This window comes from Cyanobacteria bacterium FACHB-DQ100 (genome assembly GCA_014695195.1).
GTDB lineage: Bacteria > Cyanobacteriota > Cyanobacteriia > Leptolyngbyales > Leptolyngbyaceae > Leptolyngbya.
In genome coordinates, this window is record JACJNW010000022.1 from 231,208 (window position 1) to 250,716 (window position 19,509).

Annotated in this window: 19 protein-coding genes; 12 read left to right on the forward strand and 7 right to left on the reverse strand. The window is 48.7% G+C overall.

Features of this window, described 5'->3' with window-relative positions:
- The first annotated feature begins 45 nt into the window (after positions 1–45).
- The 3 genes from alaS (at position 46) to H6F51_07925 (ending at position 3,387) form a co-directional block, all read left to right on the forward strand.
- Complete coding sequence (alaS, locus tag H6F51_07915) at positions 46–2,667, forward strand: alanine--tRNA ligase (protein ID MBD1822420.1); 2,622 nt, start codon at positions 46–48, stop codon at positions 2,665–2,667.
- 94 nt (positions 2,668–2,761) lie between these two features.
- On the forward strand, positions 2,762–2,986 hold the full coding sequence (locus tag H6F51_07920) for a hypothetical protein (protein MBD1822421.1): 225 nt from the start codon (positions 2,762–2,764) through the stop codon (positions 2,984–2,986).
- Positions 2,983–3,387: a type II toxin-antitoxin system VapC family toxin gene (locus H6F51_07925; protein MBD1822422.1), complete on the forward strand. Its 405-nt coding sequence runs from the start codon at positions 2,983–2,985 to the stop codon at positions 3,385–3,387. Before H6F51_07920 ends, H6F51_07925 begins: the two co-directional genes overlap by 4 nt.
- Positions 3,388–3,655: 268 nt before the next feature.
- On the opposite strand, the gene H6F51_07930 is transcribed toward H6F51_07925, so the two are convergent.
- The 4 genes from H6F51_07930 to H6F51_07945 form a co-directional block, all read right to left on the reverse strand.
- On the reverse strand, positions 3,656–3,865 hold the full coding sequence (locus tag H6F51_07930) for an acetyltransferase (GenBank protein ID MBD1822423.1): 210 nt from the start codon (positions 3,863–3,865) through the stop codon (positions 3,656–3,658).
- Between the two features lie 62 nt (positions 3,866–3,927).
- Positions 3,928–4,401: a CAAD domain-containing protein gene (locus H6F51_07935; protein MBD1822424.1), complete on the reverse strand. Its 474-nt coding sequence runs from the start codon at positions 4,399–4,401 to the stop codon at positions 3,928–3,930.
- Positions 4,402–4,412: 11 nt separating this feature from the next.
- Entirely contained in the window at positions 4,413–4,868 is a 456-nt protein-coding gene (locus H6F51_07940) for a DUF2382 domain-containing protein (protein MBD1822425.1), read from the reverse strand.
- Positions 4,869–4,936: 68 nt separating this feature from the next.
- A complete protein-coding gene (locus H6F51_07945) occupies positions 4,937–5,758 on the reverse strand; it encodes a YsnF/AvaK domain-containing protein (GenBank protein MBD1822426.1) in 822 nt (273 codons plus the stop codon).
- A gap of 165 nt (positions 5,759–5,923) precedes the next feature.
- On the opposite strand from H6F51_07945, the gene H6F51_07950 reads away from it, so the two are divergent.
- Positions 5,924–6,502 (forward strand): Uma2 family endonuclease, encoded by a 579-nt coding sequence (locus H6F51_07950; protein MBD1822427.1) that lies wholly within the window; start codon positions 5,924–5,926, stop codon positions 6,500–6,502.
- Here the strand turns inward: H6F51_07950 and H6F51_07955 are convergent.
- The 3 genes from H6F51_07955 to H6F51_07965 form a co-directional block, all read right to left on the reverse strand.
- Entirely contained in the window at positions 6,499–7,806 is a 1,308-nt protein-coding gene (locus tag H6F51_07955; GenBank protein MBD1822428.1) for a HEAT repeat domain-containing protein, read from the reverse strand. The two genes, H6F51_07950 and H6F51_07955, sit on opposite strands and share 4 nt — an antisense overlap.
- Before the next feature lie 175 nt (positions 7,807–7,981).
- Positions 7,982–8,218, reverse strand: a complete 237-nt coding sequence (locus tag H6F51_07960) for a hypothetical protein (protein ID MBD1822429.1) — start codon at positions 8,216–8,218, stop codon at positions 7,982–7,984.
- Between the two features lie 77 nt (positions 8,219–8,295).
- A complete protein-coding gene (locus tag H6F51_07965) occupies positions 8,296–8,724 on the reverse strand; it encodes a ubiquinol-cytochrome c reductase iron-sulfur subunit (GenBank protein MBD1822430.1) in 429 nt (142 codons plus the stop codon).
- A gap of 253 nt (positions 8,725–8,977) precedes the next feature.
- Between H6F51_07965 and H6F51_07970 the strand changes: the two genes are divergently transcribed.
- The 8 genes from H6F51_07970 to H6F51_08005 all read left to right on the forward strand — a co-directional run bounded on the left by H6F51_07970 (position 8,978) and on the right by H6F51_08005 (position 19,505).
- Positions 8,978–10,921 (forward strand): ferredoxin--nitrite reductase, encoded by a 1,944-nt coding sequence (locus tag H6F51_07970; GenBank protein ID MBD1822431.1) that lies wholly within the window; start codon positions 8,978–8,980, stop codon positions 10,919–10,921.
- Between the two features lie 76 nt (positions 10,922–10,997).
- Complete coding sequence (locus H6F51_07975; GenBank protein ID MBD1822432.1) at positions 10,998–12,329, forward strand: ABC transporter substrate-binding protein; 1,332 nt, start codon at positions 10,998–11,000, stop codon at positions 12,327–12,329.
- An 87-nt stretch (positions 12,330–12,416) separates the two neighbouring features.
- Complete coding sequence (ntrB, locus tag H6F51_07980) at positions 12,417–13,247, forward strand: nitrate ABC transporter permease (GenBank protein MBD1822433.1); 831 nt, start codon at positions 12,417–12,419, stop codon at positions 13,245–13,247.
- A 22-nt stretch (positions 13,248–13,269) separates the two neighbouring features.
- The gene (locus H6F51_07985) at positions 13,270–15,279 is read left to right on the forward strand and encodes an ABC transporter substrate-binding protein (GenBank protein MBD1822434.1); all 2,010 of its coding nucleotides are present in this window, start codon (positions 13,270–13,272) and stop codon (positions 15,277–15,279) included.
- Between the two features lie 60 nt (positions 15,280–15,339).
- Complete coding sequence (locus tag H6F51_07990; GenBank protein MBD1822435.1) at positions 15,340–16,176, forward strand: ATP-binding cassette domain-containing protein; 837 nt, start codon at positions 15,340–15,342, stop codon at positions 16,174–16,176.
- Positions 16,177–16,422: 246 nt separating this feature from the next.
- The gene (locus H6F51_07995; GenBank protein MBD1822436.1) at positions 16,423–16,668 is read left to right on the forward strand and encodes a DUF1830 domain-containing protein; all 246 of its coding nucleotides are present in this window, start codon (positions 16,423–16,425) and stop codon (positions 16,666–16,668) included.
- Positions 16,669–16,685: 17 nt separating this feature from the next.
- On the forward strand, positions 16,686–18,911 hold the full coding sequence (locus H6F51_08000) for a nitrate reductase (GenBank protein MBD1822437.1): 2,226 nt from the start codon (positions 16,686–16,688) through the stop codon (positions 18,909–18,911).
- A gap of 165 nt (positions 18,912–19,076) precedes the next feature.
- Positions 19,077–19,505 (forward strand): phosphate-starvation-inducible PsiE family protein, encoded by a 429-nt coding sequence (locus H6F51_08005; GenBank protein MBD1822438.1) that lies wholly within the window; start codon positions 19,077–19,079, stop codon positions 19,503–19,505.
- The last annotated feature ends 4 nt before the right edge of the window (positions 19,506–19,509 follow it).

Below are 19,509 nucleotides of genomic sequence, written 5' to 3' on the forward strand. Positions count from 1 at the left end.
CAAGATAAGATAAATAACGCACTTGTTGAAATTTCCGGGACTTCAATGGCTACTCCTCTTAGCGGCGCTCAAATTCGGCAGACGTTTCTTGATTTCTTTGCACAGCGCGGACATCAACCGCTACCCAGTGCGTCGCTGGTGCCTGAAGATCCAACGGTGTTATTGACGATCGCCGGAATGCTGCCATTTAAGCCGATTTTTCTCGGTCAGCGTCAGGCTGAATTTCCCCGCGCGACGACTTCTCAGAAGTGTATCCGCACGAACGATATTGAGAATGTGGGACGCACCGCCCGACATCATACGTTTTTTGAGATGCTGGGAAATTTCAGCTTTGGTGATTATTTTAAGTCGCAAGCGATCTCTTGGGCTTGGGAGCTTTCAACCAAAACGTATGGCTTGCCTCCAGAGCGCATCATCGTCAGCGTGTTTGAAGAAGATGACGAAGCGTTCGCGATCTGGCGTGATGAGATTGGTATTCCTGCCCATCGAATTCAGCGTATGGGGGCAAAAGATAACTTCTGGAATTCAGGCCCAACTGGCCCCTGCGGCCCTTGCTCGGAGTTGTATTACGACTTTCATCCAGAACTCGGTGATGACCACCTTGATCTCGAAGATGATACACGCTTCATTGAGTATTACAACCTGGTGTTTATGCAATACAACCAGGACATTGATGGCAATTTAACCCCACTTCAGAACAAGAACATTGATACGGGAATGGGTCTGGAGCGGATGGCACAGATTCTCCAGCAAGTGCCAAATAACTATGAAACAGATTTGATTTTCCCGATCGTTCAAACCGCTGCAAAAATTGCTGGGATCGATTACGCGATCTCAGATGAATCGACGAAAGTCTCGCTGAAAGTGATTGGCGATCATGTTCGCGCTGTCGTTCACATGATTGCAGATGGCATCATTGCCTCGAATGAAGGACGGGGCTATGTGCTGCGGCGATTAATTCGCCGGGTAGTGCGTCATGGACGTTTAATCGGAATCAATCAAGATTTCACGCCTGATGTTGCAGAAACTGCGATCGCACTGGCTGAATCGGCTTACCCGAATGTGCGAATGAAGGAAACCGTGATCAAGTCGGAACTGAAGATTGAAGAAGAACGGTTCCGCAAGACGCTCGATCGTGGCGAAAAGCTATTAGAAGACATCTTGAACCAAGAACAAAAGCAGATCTCTGGAAAAGATGCGTTTGAGCTATACGACACCTACGGCTTTCCGGTTGAACTCACCGAAGAAATTGCGGCTGAAAAAGGTTTAACTGTTGATATGTTGGGCTTTGAAGCTGAAATGGAAGCTCAACGCCAACGGGGACGCGATGCTCATAAAACGATCGATTTAACTGTTCAAGGAACATTAGATACGCTGGCAGAAACAATCCAGGAAACAGAATTCTTAGGCTACAAACAACCTTCTAGCCAAGCGGAAATTCAACTGTTGTTAGTAGATGGTGAAACCGTCGATCAAGTCGAATCTGGCACCGAAGTGCAAATCGTTCTGAATCAAACGCCGTTTTATGCAGAATCTGGGGGTCAGATTGGCGATCGAGGTTATCTGTCTGGTGAAGATTCGGTGATTCGGATCGAGGATGTGAAGAAAGAGTCAGCGTTCTTTGTTCACTTTGGACGAGTCGAGCGTGGAACGGTGCGAGTGAGCGATCGTGTCACCGCTCAGATTGATCTGTCCTGTCGTCGTCGCGCCCAAGCCAATCACTCTGCCACACACTTGCTACAAGCAGCACTGCGTAAGATTGTCGATGAAAGCATTTCGCAAGCGGGATCATTAGTTGACTTCGATCGCTTACGGTTTGACTTCAACTATTCCAAGCCCTTAACCCTGGAACAACTGCAACAAGTTGAAGAACAAATTAACACCTGGATTGCAGAAGGACATCAAGCCGAGATTGAAGTTATGCCGATCGCAGATGCGAAAGCAAAAGGTGCAGTCGCAATGTTTGGTGAAAAGTATGGGGATGAAGTTCGCGTGATTGATTTCCCTGGGGTTTCGATGGAGCTATGCGGCGGAACTCATGTGAGTAACACCGCAGAAATTGGGTTGTTCAAGATTGTTTCTGAGATCGGAGTTGCGGCGGGAGTTCGACGGATTGAAGCAATCTCCGGAGCATCGGTGCTGGAATATCTCAATGTTCGCGAGGCTGTTGTTAAAGAGTTAAGCGATCGCTTCAAAGTCAAACCCGAAGAGATCGCCGATCGCATTACTTCACTCCAAACCGAACTGAAGAACACTCAGAAGCAATTGGAAGCGGTGAAAGGACAGCTAGCGATCGCCAAAGCCGATCAACTGTTAGCTGAAGCTGAAACCGTTGGAGACTTCAAAATGCTGGTGGCTCAACTCGAAGGCGTTGATCCGGCTGCGCTTCAGAAAGCCGCAGAACAACTGCTGCAAAAATTAGGTGAAGGCGCGATCGTCTTGGGTTCAATTCCCGAAGCGGGTAAGGTGAGCTTTGTGGCGGCGTTTAGTCCAGCAGTCGTAAAGAAAGGACTGCAAGCGGGGAAAGTTGTCGGTGCGATCGCAAAAATCTGCGGCGGTGGCGGCGGGGGTCGCCCGAACTTGGCGCAAGCAGGCGGGCGAGATACGAGCAAACTACCGGAAGCCTTGGCAGAGGCAAAGCAGCAATTGCAATCTGGCTTAATTTAGGAAATTCGCCCTATCTTCAGCAGCCGAGTTTAGCTGCTGAAGATAGGGCATCAGCTGTGCTAATGTTGAGCTATCTTTGTGCAGGAGAGTTATCGTGTCTCCGATTCACCAAATCATTCTCGGAGAGTTACAAAAATTTCCACTTGAGAAACAGGGAGAAGTTTTAAATTTTATTGAATCGTTGCAACAAACAACAGAAACAAAACTTGGTCGTCCCATGCTCAGGGGTATTTGGGCAAACGTAGAAGAAATTACAGAAGAGGACATTGCAGAGGTGCGACAAGAAGTGTGGAGCAACTTTTCAAGAGAGATTGAATGAGTTCAGTTGTTGCAGACACCCATACAATCATTTGGTATCTTCGCAATTCGTCTAAGCTTTCAGTAGTTGCACGCGAAACGCTGGATCGAGCAGTTCAAGCGGGTGATTTAATCTACATTTCAGCAATTTCATTCGTAGAAATAGTCTATCTGGTTGAAAAAGGAAGGATTCCTAATGCAGATTTTACTAACCTTCTGAAGCTTACCTCAGACTTTTTGATAGGAATTGCGATCGCACCGCTGAACCTAGAAGTCGCAATAGCGATACAGCAAATTCCGAGAGAGACAGTCCCCGAAATGCCTGATCGCATTATCGCAGCAACAGCTTTCTCGCTAAATCTGCCGCTGATTACCTGTGATCACAAGGTTCAAGCCTTGGCAAACGTTCAGACGGTCTGGTAGTTTCTCAATTCAATTTATCGATGCTTGCTTTCGTTGATGGCGGCGATAACGAGCTAGACAAGCTTCTAAATCTGTACAGGATTCAGCATCTAAGCTTGAATCACCCTTGCGATTACACATTTCGATGCAGTGTTGCAGCGATCGTGGTTGCGGTTGACGCATTTCTTTGAATAGTAAAAAACAGTCGCGAAACATCTCTTGTTAAAGGTGTAAACAACAAAAAACAGATCTCCAACAGCTTAAGAATGTTAGAGATCTTTAACCGTACCTAATTATTGCGATAGTTCGCATCCAGCCAGCAGCGGGGCAATGCCTCACCAGAAGGAAACACTAAAGCAGTTTTGGTATACTTTTCTGGGTCTTGCTCTTCTTGCCCTGCTTGATCGCGGGCAGGAACCATCTCTTCGTTTGGATCAATCAAAAGCTTCACATCCAGAACTTCGAGTAAGTTACCCGTTTCTTTTTCTTGCAGCAACATACAAAGCCTTCCTTGCGACACTGTGATTAGAATAAAGAACAATCAACGAATCGAAATTCCTCCTAAGACAGAGTTTCGTCAGGATTAATCGCATTCTTGAAGTCATCGGCGATCGGCTGTGCTGCTCCAATTACATCTTGCTTCATGCCATCCATCATCTGCGAAAGCTCTTCGCGAGTTTCAACTTTCAACAGGTAGCGGTTCACAAACCAAACTGTGTAGCCGATTCCAACCAGTTCTAACAACCCGCTAATGATTGGAAGGCTCGTCACAAAGCCAATGACCCCGAAGATAAGATTCAGCGCAAACAAGGAGACTAGAATTGCACCAAGCACATAGACGATCGGCTTATACTCTTGCCAGAATGCCGAAATGTACTTCATTGGATCACTGAAAAAGTCTTCGATCTGAGCGCGATCGCGCTCCCACGCAGCAAGCCGACGCGCTTCGATCATCTCTTGCTCAGTCATTTGCTCAACCGTTGTAGGCGTGGGCTCAATAGCAGAGCTAGATGGCATTTCAATTTGAGTAGTCATGTTAGTTTCCTCTAGGATTTACGACAGCGATCGAACCAGGCTTGATAGGTTTCTTTGTGTTTCGAGTCTTTGAGCGTGATTTCGATCCGAATTTCGGCACAGTTATGATCGGGAGTCCGGGCGATCGCGTCGAGCAGATCACTCACTGTTTTAGGTGAATCGAACTCACCCTGAATCGTGTTACCGTTCGCGATCGCGGTTCCGTTCGTGTGCTCTTTGCCATTAATTTGGCTCTGACCCAGATCGATTTCTGCAATCCGCTCGTAAGTCGGGTCAACCCGCTCAACAATCAATTTTTCTCGTCGAACAGGAACCTCAACAATTCGAGTCTCGATCTCTTTGCGGACAACAATTTCGCCAACTTTACGCTTATCAGAACGGACAACTAACCGTTCTTCTAGCAGTTGAATGACTTCTTCAGGGGTAAGAACCTCAGAAGTCAGGGATTCATCAGCTTGGGGGATCATAGCGGCAGGATGAAGAATAAAGGATCGAAGGATGAAAGTTACCTTTCATCCTTCAGCAGTCGTTGAGATTAGAGTTTCTTCTCGACGATCGGAGTACCATCGACATTGAGATCAACCTCTTCGCGGCGGATTTGATCTTCTGCGGTGACAACATCGTGATCGACAACCTTCTTCACGCGCACTTCTTCACGCACAAAGGCTTCTTTCTGGATGTCGGCTACTTCTTCGTAAACTTCGACTCGCGCCACTTCACCTTCATGAAAATCAGCTTCACCCACAGTCACAGGCATTCCTCCCGTCACCGGAGTCCGTTCAATGACGACGCGCTCTTTCTCGATTGGCACAGAAACACGAGCGGTTTCAGTCTCGGTATGCTTACCGACGGTCACTTCACCCGTTTTTTGGCGAGTCTTGCTAGCAATCAAGCGCTCTTGGTAGAGACGTAAGGTTTGATCATTGTCCAATCCATAGAGATCCGGATCGCGATCGTAGCCATAGCTTGAGCGATCGTAGGTCATGTCTGCACTCATTGCAGCGGTTGTCGGGCGATACACTCCCCGAACTTGTTCTTCATGGTCATAATCGATCAATCGCTCTGGATCGTAGGTCGGTAAACTTTCCACTTGAGCCTTGGTCAGACTGTTTGCATAAACCCGATGATCGGGATATGCAATGCGCCCTTGCGCGATCGGCATCAAGACTTTTTTGCCCAAGATCCACAACCCCGTGTTGATCACGAGATAGCGAAACGATCCATCATCATCAACTAGAACATCATCGACTGAGCCGACCTTTTCGTTACCAGAATACACATCAAATCCAATGACATCATTGTTATCGAAGTGTGTGCGGTAGTCAGGGTCAAAATCCTTAATCTTATGAAGAGCCATAGCAGTATTTCATGGTTAATTGTGAATTATTTCTACAATAGAAACCAAAGCGATTGGCGACATCATTCTTTTGGAGCGTCAAATCAAGCCAAAAGCAGTAGTTTTTGAACGGCTTCGGCAGAAATCTATGTGAGAATCAAGAAAACGATCGCCACCGTTTATTTTATGGCTCAAGTTTTATCAAAAGACCTTGATCAACAATTGGTGATTCAAGGAACCTGGGAGCATTTCAAGCACATCCAACAAGGATTTGCAGAAACGCCAGGAGTAAAGCTGTCTTATTACAAGGAAACGATCGAGATCCCTATGCCCGGACTAGACCACGAACGTTTTTCCCGCATTATCAATTATCTAGTCTCAACATTCCTGCTGAAGCAAGGAGTTTGGTTTCAGATGACTGGCTCAGTGACACAAGAGCGGAAACGAGAAGTTTCTGCTCAAGCAGACGAATCTTTTTGTCTGGGCAGATTGAAGCCGATTCCTGACTTATCTATTGCAGTTGTCTTCACCAGTGGCGGCGTGAATAGATTGGCGAAGTATCGGGCGTTGGGTGTGCCTGAAGGGTGGTTCTGGGAGGGTGGCGTTCTAAAGCTTTATCACCTGCGCGAAGAAGGCTATCAGCAGATCGATCGTAGCGAACTACCAGGACTCGATCGCTTGGATATCAATCTATTGCAGCGCTGTATTTTAATCGCTGAAACCGACTTTGCAGAAGCAGTACAAACCTTTCAACAATCGATCTAAAAGCTCCATTCTCGAAGCGCGATCGCAATCCCTTGTCCTAGCCTGGACTCTTCTGGCTCAACTTTGGCAAGTCGCTTCAATTGTTGATGAGCTAACTCTGCGTTCAGTGTTTTCAATGCCGAAATTGCATGAAACCGTACACCATCCTCTGCATCTGCTAAGAGTGCTATCAGAGGACTTAAAGCTTCCACATTGCCTAACTGTCCTAAAGAAAGCGCGATCGCTTGTCGAGTCACAGCGGAACGCAAAAGCGGCAAAACATTTAACAGAATTCCGGTTGCTTGAAACTTTAGGGTGTCTGAGTCAATCCGCCCCATCGATTGAATAATTTCGAGTTGAATCGCCTCCGGCAGCGCCAACTGTAACAACGCATCTTCTAAGTAATTCAAAGATTCAGGCAGTTTCATCCAGCTTAATGCACGCACTAGCTCGATCGCTAAATTTTTTGGAGTATGCGGCGATCTCAAAGTCTCGTATAGTGCCCTTGCTGCTTCAGAAGTTCCCCGTCTGCCAAGCGAGATCGCAGCTTGCCGACACACCTCAAGATTCAAGTCCAGCAGCATCGGACGAAGATAGGTCACTAAATTTGGGTAATCTTGACAAAACCCTAATCCAGCGACCGCAGCTAATCTAACCTGTGTGACTGGATCTTGCAGTGCATCAATGAGAACAGTCACAACCTCAGGTGCATGAAAACTACTGAGCGCTTCGATCGCAATGGCGCGAACCTGAGCGTTTGAATCATGAACCACCTGCATCAACAATGGAACCGTTTCCGATCGCCGAATCTGTCCCAACGCTTGAACTGCAAACAGTCGCGTAGAAACTTCTACCAGCAATGGCTCTAACATCGGAACAGCAGATTTTCCCATGCTGGCTAACACTGAAACTGCCATCGAATTTAATTCCTGACTCTGGGAATTTTTTAGCAGTTCAATCAAAGCCTCAAGCACTTGTGGATGTTTAAAGCTGCCTAAAATACGAACCGCAAACCATTGTGCTTCTAACTCCGCTTCTTCATCGTTTAACAGTTCAATCAAGGGTGCGATCGCATCCGTCCCAAAGCTTGGAAAGAGCTTACCCATCTCCCAGCGCTCCTGAAAACTGCCGCCTTCTAGCACCTGCATGGCTAAGTCGAGCAGCACAGTCGTAGTGTTTGGATTGCAGAACAACGATCGTTCAGTCTCACCCAGTTCATCGTTTAAGAGAATCTGCTGCAATCTGTAGCTCAACTGTCCCCAGTCCTGCTGATTTGCTGCGGACTGAGCCTGCTCTAAAATCTCGGAATATCTTAAGTTCTGCACAATTTTTGCCTGCCGTTCTGATCACACATCAGCATTCATCGTCTGATGTTACTGTGCCACAGAAGTCGGCGATCGTCTTGGCAGTTATTGACAAAAACGCATCAATTGATTGCAATGTTTGCATGAGTGCGGCAGAGCATCAATCCCCACCGCACTCATTGTTTTAGATTCTGTTTTACATTTTACCGTTTTGCATCACTTGTTGAAGATGATGACGGATTTCTTGAGCCGTTTGCATGTCTGCGTCTCTCAGCTTGCGGAATAGTTCAGCACAGGGCTGAGACTGCATTTGTTCTGCGTCTTTGATGTACGTTTCGTATGCTTTTACCGCTTCTGCCTTATTTTGCAACGCTGTGAGCAAGTCATACTCAAGGTTACTAATGGCTTCATTCCGAATTGCAGCCTGAGTCATAAGCCAAACCTCCAATGATTTAGGTCTGATTTAACAGTGGATCAATGCCGATCGACCTTCCTCTATCCAAAAGCGCATTAACCTAATTTCACCTGAACATTCTGTCCATCTATCTGAACCGGATAAGTCTCTAACGGTTTCGCGGCTGGTTCTTTTTGCACTGTACCGTCCGCAGCAAATGCCGCGCCATGACAGGGACAGACGAACGATTTACGCTCTTTACTCCAACCGACCAAGCAGCCCTGATGGGTGCAAGTCGAATTGACTGCAATCAGCGTTTTTGGATCAGATGGACTGCGAATCACCACGATCGGAACCGGGGACTCGGTTTGTAGGAAACCTTTGGCATCGAGTTCTGCGATCGTTCCCACCGTCTCAAGTCTCTTAGCGTTTGCTTGCTCATTGCCCCGCCCCGTGCAAGCCGCAAGAAACGCAGTCAATCCGGCTGGAACTCGACTCATCAGCCAACCCACTCCAGCCCACGATAAAAATGTTCGACGACGCATCGCGTTCTCCTTTTCCTCTTTGTTCTAAGGTACGGTGGCGAACCTCTTTCTAGGGGCAGATGACGAAAACGAATAGCCATTATGCAAAAACGTCATATTACGACATACTTTGTAACAACAGCTACGAATTTTCTCTCTTATCCCGCTTACCTTTACTGCATGGTCAACGTCGCATCCAAAGACATCGAATTGGGGAGACGAAACGATCAGACTTGTGTTCGCTCTGGAACACCTTTATCTATAGGCTCAATCCATGACAGACACCCTTGCATCTGCGCCCACTCAGAATAAGTTTGAAAAACTCAAAGCAGAGAAAGACGGTCTTGCGGTGAAAGCAGAGCTAGAGCAGTTCGCTCATCTCGGCTGGGAAGCAATGGATGAAACCGATCGCGATTATCGCTTGAAATGGCTGGGCGTATTTTTCCGCCCCGTTACCCCTGGCAAATTCATGTTACGGATGCGAATTCCGAATGGAATTTTGACCAGTGGGCAAACGCGAGTGTTAGGAGAAATCCTACAGCGTTATGGCGATGACGGCAATGCGGACATCACCACGCGCCAGAATATTCAACTGCGCGGCATTCGGATCGAAGATTTACCGGAAATCTTCCGCAAGTTCGATCAGGCTGGATTAACGAGCGTTCAGTCCGGGATGGATAACGTTCGCAACATCACCGGATCGCCCGTCGCTGGGATTGATGCGGATGAGTTGATCGACACCCGCGGACTGGTGCGAAAAGTGCAGGATATGATCACGAACAATGGTCGTGGCAATCCGAGCTTTAGCAATCTGCCGCGTAAGTTCAACATTGCGATCGCGGGCTGTCGCGATAACTCGGTTCATGCAGAAATCAATGACATCGCGTTTGTGCCTGCTTACAAAGAGGGGACGCTCGGCTTTAATGTCTTAGTCGGTGGCTTCTTCTCAGCAAAGCGCTGCGATGCAGCGATTCCCTTAAATGCCTGGGTTGATCCGCGTGATGTCGTCGCCGTTTGTGAAGCGATTTTGACCGTGTATCGTGATTTGGGCTTGCGATCAAATCGCCAGAAAGCCCGCTTAATGTGGCTGATTGATGATTTGGGTCTCGATGCCTTTCGCGAAGCCGTGGAAAACCGCTTAGGCTACAAATTCACGCCTGCTGCTCTGAAAGATGAGATTCTTTGGGACAAACGCGATCACATCGGCATTCATGCTCAAAAACAGCCGGGACTTAACTATGTCGGATTGCACGTTCCCGTGGGACGATTATTCGCTCAAGACTTGTTTGATCTAGCTCGAATTGCAGAAGTTTACGGCAGCGGCGAAGTTCGCTTTACCGTGGAACAGAATGTAATCATTCCCAATGTTCCAGACTCTCGCGTTTCGGCATTGCTGAGAGAGCCGATCGTCAAACGGTTTTCGATCGAGCCGCAAAATCTCTCCCGCGCTTTAGTTTCTTGCACAGGCGCACAGTTTTGTAACTTTGCTCTGATTGAAACCAAAAATCGTGCAGTCGCTTTGATGCAAGAACTCGAACAAGAATTGCACTGTCCGCGTCCGGTGCGAATTCACTGGACAGGCTGTCCGAACTCTTGTGGACAACCGCAGGTGGCAGACATCGGACTGATGGGTACAAAAGTTCGCAAAGACGGTCGCACCGTGGAAGGTGTGGATCTCTACATGGGTGGCAAAGTTGGCAAACACGCTGAGCTTGGAACCTGTGTGAGAAAAAGCATTCCCTGTGAAGACCTTAAGCCGATTTTGCAAGAGATCTTAATTGAGCAGTTTGGCGCACGTCCTTGGTCAGAGTTGCCCGAATCCACCCGACTTGCTCAAACGGCATGGATTACCCTCGATCGACCCGCAACCGAAACGCCCAACGGTCAATCGACAACCGAAGACTTTGAGTATGTTCTCAGTTCTCCCATGGTCGTGCCAACGCCAGTGGTAACACCCGCTACCGTAAGTTTCGTTCGGTCAGGTAAAGATGTAACCTGTACTCAAAATGACTTCATTCTTGATGTTGCCGATCAGGCAGAGGTTGCGATCGATAGCTCTTGCCGCTCTGGAACCTGCGGTAGCTGCAAATGCACCCTACTCGAAGGTGAAGTTAGCTACGACGGTGAACCGGATGCACTAGACGAGCGCGATCGAGCTGCCGGAAAGATCCTAACTTGCATTGCTCGTCCCGTCGATCGCATCGTTCTCGATGCCTAAGTTTGTTCGCCCTTACACATCAGCACTTGCTGTGCTTTCCCTTTTATTCCCAGTACACTTTCTCTAACCATCATCCATGTCTAATCTTTCAAGACGTAAGTTTCTCTTGACCGCAAGTGCTTCCGCAGCAGGTACGCTGATTATCAATGGTTGCAGCACAGGCTTGAATAAAAGTGCTTCGAGCAGTTCATCTACGACGAATGCGGCTCCTGCTGTGAACGTAAGTGCAGCAGATGCACCAGAAACGACCACCGCTAAACTTGGCTTTATCGCGCTGACGGATTCGGCTCCCTTGATTGTTGCGTTGGAAAAAGGCTTCTTCGCCAAGTACGGCATGAAAGATGTGTCTGTCGCCAAGCAGACTTCCTGGGCAGTGGTGCGCGATAACTTAGAGCTAGGTGCCGAAAGAGGCGGCATTGATGGATCTCACATTCTGTCTCCGATTCCCTACTTCATGACCACCGGGAAGATCACCAAAGGCAATACGCCAGTGCCGATGAGCATTCTGGCGCGGATGAACACCAACGGTCAGGGCATATCGATCGCCAGCGACTACGCAAACCTCAATCTCGGTGCGGATAGTACGCCGCTGAAGGCAAAAGTCGATGAGATGAAAGCTTCAGGCAGAAAGTTCAAGTGTGCGGTGACTTTCCCGGGTGGAAACCATGATTTAATTATGCGCTATTGGTTAGCAGCAGGTGGGATCAATCCCGAAACCGATGTCGAAATCGTGGTAGTTCCGCCGCCTCAGATGGTTGCGAATATGCAAACCAAGACGATGGATTCTTTCTGTGTGGGTGAACCGTGGAACGATCGCTTAGTCAACAAAAAACTCGGCTACAACGCGATCACGACCGGAGAATTCTGGAAAGACCACCCCGAAAAAGCGTTTGCAATGCGGAAAGATTGGGTCGATAAGAATCCGAAAGCTGCCAAAGCCTTGTTGATGGCAGTTCAAGAAGCGCAGATGTGGTGCGACAAGGACGAAAACAAAGAGGAAATGTGTCGTATCATCTCGGCTGAAAAGTATGTTAATGCTCCAGTCGAGGACATTCTAGAGCGGATGAAAGGGAACTTCGACTTTGGCAATGGTCGGACACTGCAAAATAGTCCCTTGTTGATGAAGTTCTGGCGCGACCAAGCTTCATATCCGTTCAAGAGTCATGATCTGTGGTTTGTTACCGAGAATATGCGCTGGGGCAAGTTTGAAGCCAGCACCGATGCGAAAGCATTAGTTGATCAGGTCAACCGAGAAGATCTTTGGAAAGAAGCGGCAAAAGCGATCGGACAAGAAGCCGTGATTCCGAAAGAGACTTCGCGTGGAGTCGAAACCTTCTTCAACAACGTCACCTTCGATCCGGCAAATCCCAAAGCTTACCTCGATAGCTTGAAGATCAAAGTCGCGTAAGTGAGTTCAGCCTGAAGGGTTAGCCAACTGGTTAGTCAACTAGCCCTTCACAGTTCACCGTCATCCTCATCAACTATCTCTTCTGCCATGACTATCAACCCGTCTCTTCGTCCCGCTCGATCGTCCAAGTTCTCAAAAGCGCTGAAAAATTACGGCAATAATTTGATTCCGGTAATTGTCTGTGTCATGGCTGCATTAACGGTCTGGCAACTGCTGTGCATGAGTCCGGACTCACAAATGCCAGGCCCGATCAAGGTGATTCAACAAACCTGGATATTAGTGCTTGATCCCTTCTCGGTCGGGGAAGCGGGTACAGGAGTTGGTTTTCTGCTATTGGCAAGTTTGCAGCGTGTTCTAATTGGATATATGCTGGCGGCTGTGGCTGGGATTGCTATCGGTGTTTTGCTCGGAGTCAGCCAATTTATGCGAACGGGTGTTGATCCGATCGTTCAAGTTCTGCGAACGATTCCGCCGCTGGCGTGGTTGCCGATCGCGCTGGGTATCTTTCGTGATAGTCGCCCTGCGGGTATCTTTTTGATCTTCATCACCGCAATTTGGCCGATCGTAATCAATACGGCTCTCGGCGTACAGCAAATTCCGCAGGACTATAACAACGTGGCTAAGGTACTGAAGCTGTCAGGCAAAGAGTATTTTTTTAGCATTCTGGTGCCTTCGACTGTTCCTTATGTGTTTGGCGGTTTGAGGATTGGGATTGGGTTGGCGTGGTTGGCGATCGTGGCGGCAGAAATGATGACACCCGGCGATGGTATCGGGTTTCAGATCTGGGATGCCTACAACTCCGGCGGCGATCTAGGCATGAGTAAAACGATTATCTATGTTTTCTCGACGGGTCTTGTGGGTCTAGCGCTCGATCGTCTGGTTGGTTGGATTGGCTCACGCATTACTTCGGATCACTAAACCCTTCACCCCATTGCTGCATATGTCTGTTTTTCTAGAAGTTGACCACGTTGATAAGGTTTTCCCGCTCAAGGATGGCGGTGAATACATTGCGCTCAAAAACATCGAACTCAAGATCAAACAAGGCGAGTTCATTTCATTCATCGGACACTCTGGCTGTGGTAAGTCCACGCTGCTGAATATCATTGCGGGACTCGATCAAGCATCCACAGGCGGTGTAATTCTCGAAGGGCGACAAGTCACAGAGCCAGGACCCGATCGCATGATGGTGTTCCAGAACTATTCGCTCTTACCCTGGAAGACAGTCCGCGAGAACATTGCATTAGCGGTCGATAAGGTGATGAAAGATGCACCAAAATCAGAGCGGCAAAGTGTAGTTGAACATCACATTAATATGGTAGGACTGCGCCATGCAGCCGACAAAAAGCCGAAAGAACTATCCGGAGGGATGAAACAGAGAGTTGCGATCGCTCGCGCTCTGGCAATTCGTCCGAAGCTGCTCTTACTCGATGAACCCTTTGGAGCATTAGACGCATTAACGAGAGGCAATCTACAACAGCAGTTAATGTCGATCGCACAGGAGAACAATGTCACCTGCATTATGGTGACCCATGACGTCGATGAAGCTTTGCTGCTCTCCGATCGCATTGTGATGTTAACGAACGGCCCGGAAGCTCACATCGGACAAATTCTATCGGTGCCGATTCCCCGTCCGCGTAATCGTTTAGAAGTAGTGAATCATCCCAGCTACTATGCGTTACGCAATGAGATGATCTACTTCCTCAATCAGCAGAAACGGGCGAAGAAACGCCAAGTCAAAGAACGAGTGTCGATCGCCCGCAATGGCTTAGAGAAGGTCAATCTCGAAATCGGTTTTGTTCCCCTCACAGACTGTGCACCGCTCGTGGTTGCACAAGAAAAAGGCTTCTTCAAGAAGCACGGGCTAGAACAAGTCACACTCAGCCGCGAACCAAGCTGGAAAGCGATTTCGGAAGGCATTCGCACCGGACGACTCGATGCAGCGCAAATGGTAGCAGCGATGCCGTTAGCCATGACGTTGGGCTATGGAGGTCATGCCCCTCAGCCGGTCGTGACTGCACTGGTGACATCGCGCAATGGAAATTCGATTACGCTGAAAAAATCTTTCTTGGAGCAAGGAGTCCGATCGCTCTCTGACTTCAAACGCTTCCTCGAAGAGACGCAAGATCGCGCTCATACTTTGGGTGTGGTTTATCCGACTTCAATGCACAATCTGATGCTGCGCTATTGGTTAGCATCCGGGGGCATTGATCCCGATCGAGATCTAGCCATCACCATTGTTCCACCACCGCAAATGGTTTCTAACTTAGTGGCAGGCAACATTGATGGTTACTGTGCGGGCGAACCCTGGAACTCTCGCGCTGTCAAAGAAGGATCAGGCTATGTGATTGCAACCGATTTAGATATCTGGCAAGGACATCCTGAGAAAGTGCTAGGCGTGCGCGAAGGTTGGACACATCAACACCCAGAGACGCACAATGCTCTAGTCAAAGCTCTGCTCGAAGCGTGTGAATACTGTGACGATCGTAGAAACCGCGAAGAAATTCTCAGTCTGCTAGCGCGCCCTCAATACGTGGGTGCAGCCGCAGAATACGCCCGCCCTGGATTCATTGATGCTTACGACAAAGGCACAGGCGAAACTCCAGCCAATCTCCTCCGCTTTAATCAGTTCCATGTGGACAATGCGAACTGTCCCGGTCGCGTTGAAGGACTCTGGATTCTAACTCAGCTTGCCAGATGGGGCATTACTCCCTTCCCGCGCAACTGGATCGAAGTCACCGATCGCGTCCGTCGCGTCGATCTCTATGGTCGCGCTGCCCGTGAAGTTGGCTTCCCGGACAATGAAGGTGATCGTAGTTCCTTCTCACTTTTCGATGGCAAAGTGTTTAATCCTGATGATCCGATCGGCTACCTTAACAGCCTAGAAATCCATCGCGAGATTCGCATCGAAGAAGTCAACCTTGATGCAGTCGAATCTCCGATCGCAGCCTAAACTTCAAGGATCAGAAACCTTCTGATCCTCTATTCTTCTCACTCCTCTACTCCCCACCTTATGCAAATTCTCTCCGCTCAAACCTCTCAAACCGAAGCTCTCGCCGTCGCTCCTTTTGTCGAGATTGACGGAGTTTCCAAGGTCTACCCGAAAAAAGATGGTGGCGAAGCTGTCATTCTTCAAGATGTGAATCTGACTGTTGCTGAAGGTGAGTTTGTCTGTGTCATTGGTCACTCCGGCTGCGGTAAGTCTACCCTGCTGGACATGGTTTCAGGGTTTGGTCAGCCCACTACGGGCGAAGTGCGCGTTGAGGGTAAACGAGTGCTGCAACCGGGGCCTGATCGCATGGTCGTGTTCCAAAACTACTCGCTTTTGCCTTGGAAAACTGCATTCGAGAACATTTATCTCGCGGTAAATGCAGTCTATCCAGAGAAGTCTAAAGCAGATAAAACCGAGATTGTGCATCAGCACTTAGCAATGGTTGGACTCGAAGAAGCAGCCAACAAAAAGCCAGGACAGCTATCGGGAGGCATGAAGCAAAGAGTCTCGATCGCTCGCGCCCTTGCGATCTATCCACAAGTGCTGATTCTGGATGAACCGTTTGGTGCGCTCGATGCCATCACTAAAGAAGAACTGCAAGAAGAACTGCTGCAAATCTGGTCACAGCACAAAGTTACAGTGCTGATGATTACGCATGATATTGATGAAGCCTTGTTTCTTGCCGATCGCGTAGTGATGATGACCAACGGGCCTGCAGCAAACATCGGCGAAATCATGACTGTTCCATTTGCTCGTCCCCGCGATCGGGCAGCACTAATGGAAGACCCGCAGTATTACACCCTGCGGAACCAGGCACTTGACTTTCTATTTGGTCGCTATGCTCACGATGATGAGTAAACGTTGACAAAGCGGATCGTACCGAACAAAGCTGAGGATGTGTTCGGTACGATCGCAATCTGATGCGCTTGTAGCGGTCGGATTTAATCTTGAAGAAGTATCAGCTCGTAACTGATAACACAGTTCAACTCGAAGCCCCCCAATCAGAATGAACTGAGACTTGAAGGCTCTATCTCTCACTGTTGGCTTTGTGGGATTCATGGTTCGGATTTGTTTTCTTTCAGGGCTGGCTCCCCCCTTGATTTCATGACTTCAATCTTGTGCTACTACATCAACTCAACTAGACAGCTTCAGCAAATCCGGTTACAAAACAATCCTGATTTATCCCTCGATCGCATTGTATTCCCTGGGGAAAAATTTATTTTTGAAGCCTTACCCGAAGAACTGCTAGAAATCTATACGTTTACTGCAACCGGATTGCAATTGCTGCAAACGATCGCTTGTCCGCACCTTCAAGTCCTTCAGCGTCCGCCAGCAGAACTTGAGACATAACAGGGAGAGAACCATTTATGGCTGAACCAACTAAAACGCTCTGCCCCTACTGTGGGGTTGGCTGCGGCTTAGAGGTGCTGCCGCCTGCCTTGCCGGGTAAAGCCATCAACCGCGCCTCAGATGGAACACCGATTTGGAATGTGCGCGGCGATCGCGCTCATGCTTCCAGTCAAGGATTAGTCTGTGTCAAAGGAGCAACGATCGCAGAATCCCTCCACAAAGATCGCCTGCGCTATCCGATGCTGCGGGATTCACTGGATGAACCGTTTCGACGGGTGACTTGGGAAGAGGCGCTTTCTAAGATTGTCGATCGCATTCGTTTAGTGAAGTTTACGCAGGGCGTAGATGCGATCGCGATGTATGGATCGGGACAGTTCCAGACCGAGGATTACTACATCGCGCAGAAGCTAATGAAAGGCTGTCTCGGTACCAATAACTTTGATGCGAATTCCCGATTGTGTATGTCTTCGGCAGTTGCGGGATATCTTCAAAGCTTTGGCTCAGATGGCCCGCCCTGCTGTTATGAAGACTTAGAGCAGACCGATTGTGCGTTTCTAATTGGAACGAATACGGCAGAATGCCATCCGATCGTCTTTAACCGCTTTCGTCGCTACCACAAGAAAAATCGCGATGTGAAGCTTGTGGTTGTAGATCCTCGTCGGACTGAAACTGCTGAAGTGGCTGATCTGCATCTGGCAATCAATCCCGGTACGGACATCGACTTGATGTATGGCTTAGCTCACCTATTGCTGCGCTGGGGAGATATCGATCCGGCATTTATTGATGCCCACACGAACGGGTTTGAAGACTTCAAAGAAGTGATTCGCCACTATCCGCCCGATGTCGTATCAGTTCGGTGTGGCATTGCTGAAGTGGATTTGCTCACGGCTGCACATTATTGGAGCCAATCGAAGCGGGTGCTGTCCATGTGGTCGATGGGGATCAATCAATCCTCAGAAGGCACAGCAAAGGTGCGATCGATTATTAATCTTCACTTGCTCACCGGGCAGATTGGCAAACCAGGAGCAGGCCCCTTCTCACTCACCGGGCAACCGAATGCAATGGGAGGACGGGAAGCAGGTGGCTTGTCTCATTTGTTGCCGGGATATCGATCGGTCATGAACGCCGAACATCGCGCCGAACTTGAGCAGCTCTGGCAGCTTCCTTCAGGTGCAATCTCGCCGCATCCCGGTCGCACAGCTTGGGAGATGATCACAGGGCTGGAAACCGGGGAAATTGGGATGCTCTGGGTAGCAGCAACAAATCCAGCCGTAAGTATGCCAGATTTGGAGCGGACAAAAGCGGCGCTGCGTCGATCGCCTTTCACGGTGTATCAAGAGTGCTACTATCCAACCGAGATGGCAGACTATGCTCATGTGTTGCTACCGACAACGCAATGGAGCGAAAAGACGGGAGTTATGACTAATTCTGAACGGCGCGTGACGTTGTGTCCGCAGTTTCGGGTGGCTCCGGGTGAAGCGCGAACCGATTGGGAAATTTTTGCAGAAGTTGGACGACGATTGGGCTATCGCAAGCAGTTTGCGTTTAACTATTCGGCTGAAGTCTATGCGGAATTTGTGCGGATTACCCGCGATCGACCTTGTGATCAATCCGGATTGAGTCATACTTTCTTACGCGAAATGGGCGCAACGCAATGGCCTTTTTCCAACAAAGCCGAACTAACTCCACAAAAAACCGAAAACGCGAAACGCCTTTATACCGATTTGAAGTTTCACACTGCTGATGGCAAGGCACGGTTCTCTAACGTCTACTCGCGTGGATTAGCAGAACCGCCCGATGATACCTATCCGTTTGTGTTAACGACAGGTCGATTGTATGGACATTGGCACACTCAGAGCCGCACCGGACGAATCGAGAAAATTCGCCAGATGTATCCGAATCCATTCATTGAGATTCATCCCAAGGATGCAGATCAGTTAGGCATCGAAGCTGAGGAATGGATTGAAGTGCGATCGCGGCGAGGCAAAGCAAGATTTCCAGCCAAGATCACAAAAGCGATTCCGCCGGGAACAGTGTTTGTGCCGATGCACTGGGGCGCATTGTGGGCAGAGCAAGCTGAAGCGAATGCGTTAACGCATGAAGTCGCTTGTCCAGACTCGAAGCAACCCGAACTGAAAGCCTGTGCGGTTCAATTGATTCCGATCGCAGCGATCGATGGCTCCGATTGTGAAAGCGACACCAGCGAGTCAACGCAGGCTACACTTCTTGCCTCTGCTTCTTAGCGGTTTCTGCAAGCATAGATTCTACCTAATTGTTGTTGATAGAATCCGCGATGTAACAAAGCACACGATTCTCTTTACGGCGATCGCCGTGACTCGGTATGCTCTCAGCAGTAGAGGTGGTAGGTATTTATGCGGCGCTCCCTGTGGAAATCCTTGCGTGAGGGAATGAAAGACGATAATTTTCTCGGTTTCCTCGAACGAATTGAGGGCGGGGTTTCCAAGATCCTGTCGATCATGATGCTGCTGGTGATTTTTTTATCAGTGTTTCAACTCGGCAGAGTGCTGTTTGTTGAACTCACCTCGATTTCACCGAATGACAACTCGACCAGAGTTCTGTTTACAATTTTTGGTTTGTTTTTGAATGTTCTGATCGCGTTTGAGATTCTAGAAAACATTACCGCTTACTTGAAAAAGTACGTCATTCAAGTCGAGTTAGTCATTGTGACTTCACTGATTGCCGTGGCTCGAAAGATCATCATTCTCGATTTAGAGAAAACGGCTGGACTCGATTTAATTGCGCTGGCAGCCGCGATTCTTGCCCTTTCGGTTAGCTATTGGCTGGTTCGCAAAGTTCCCCCAAGAAATCATCATTAAGGAA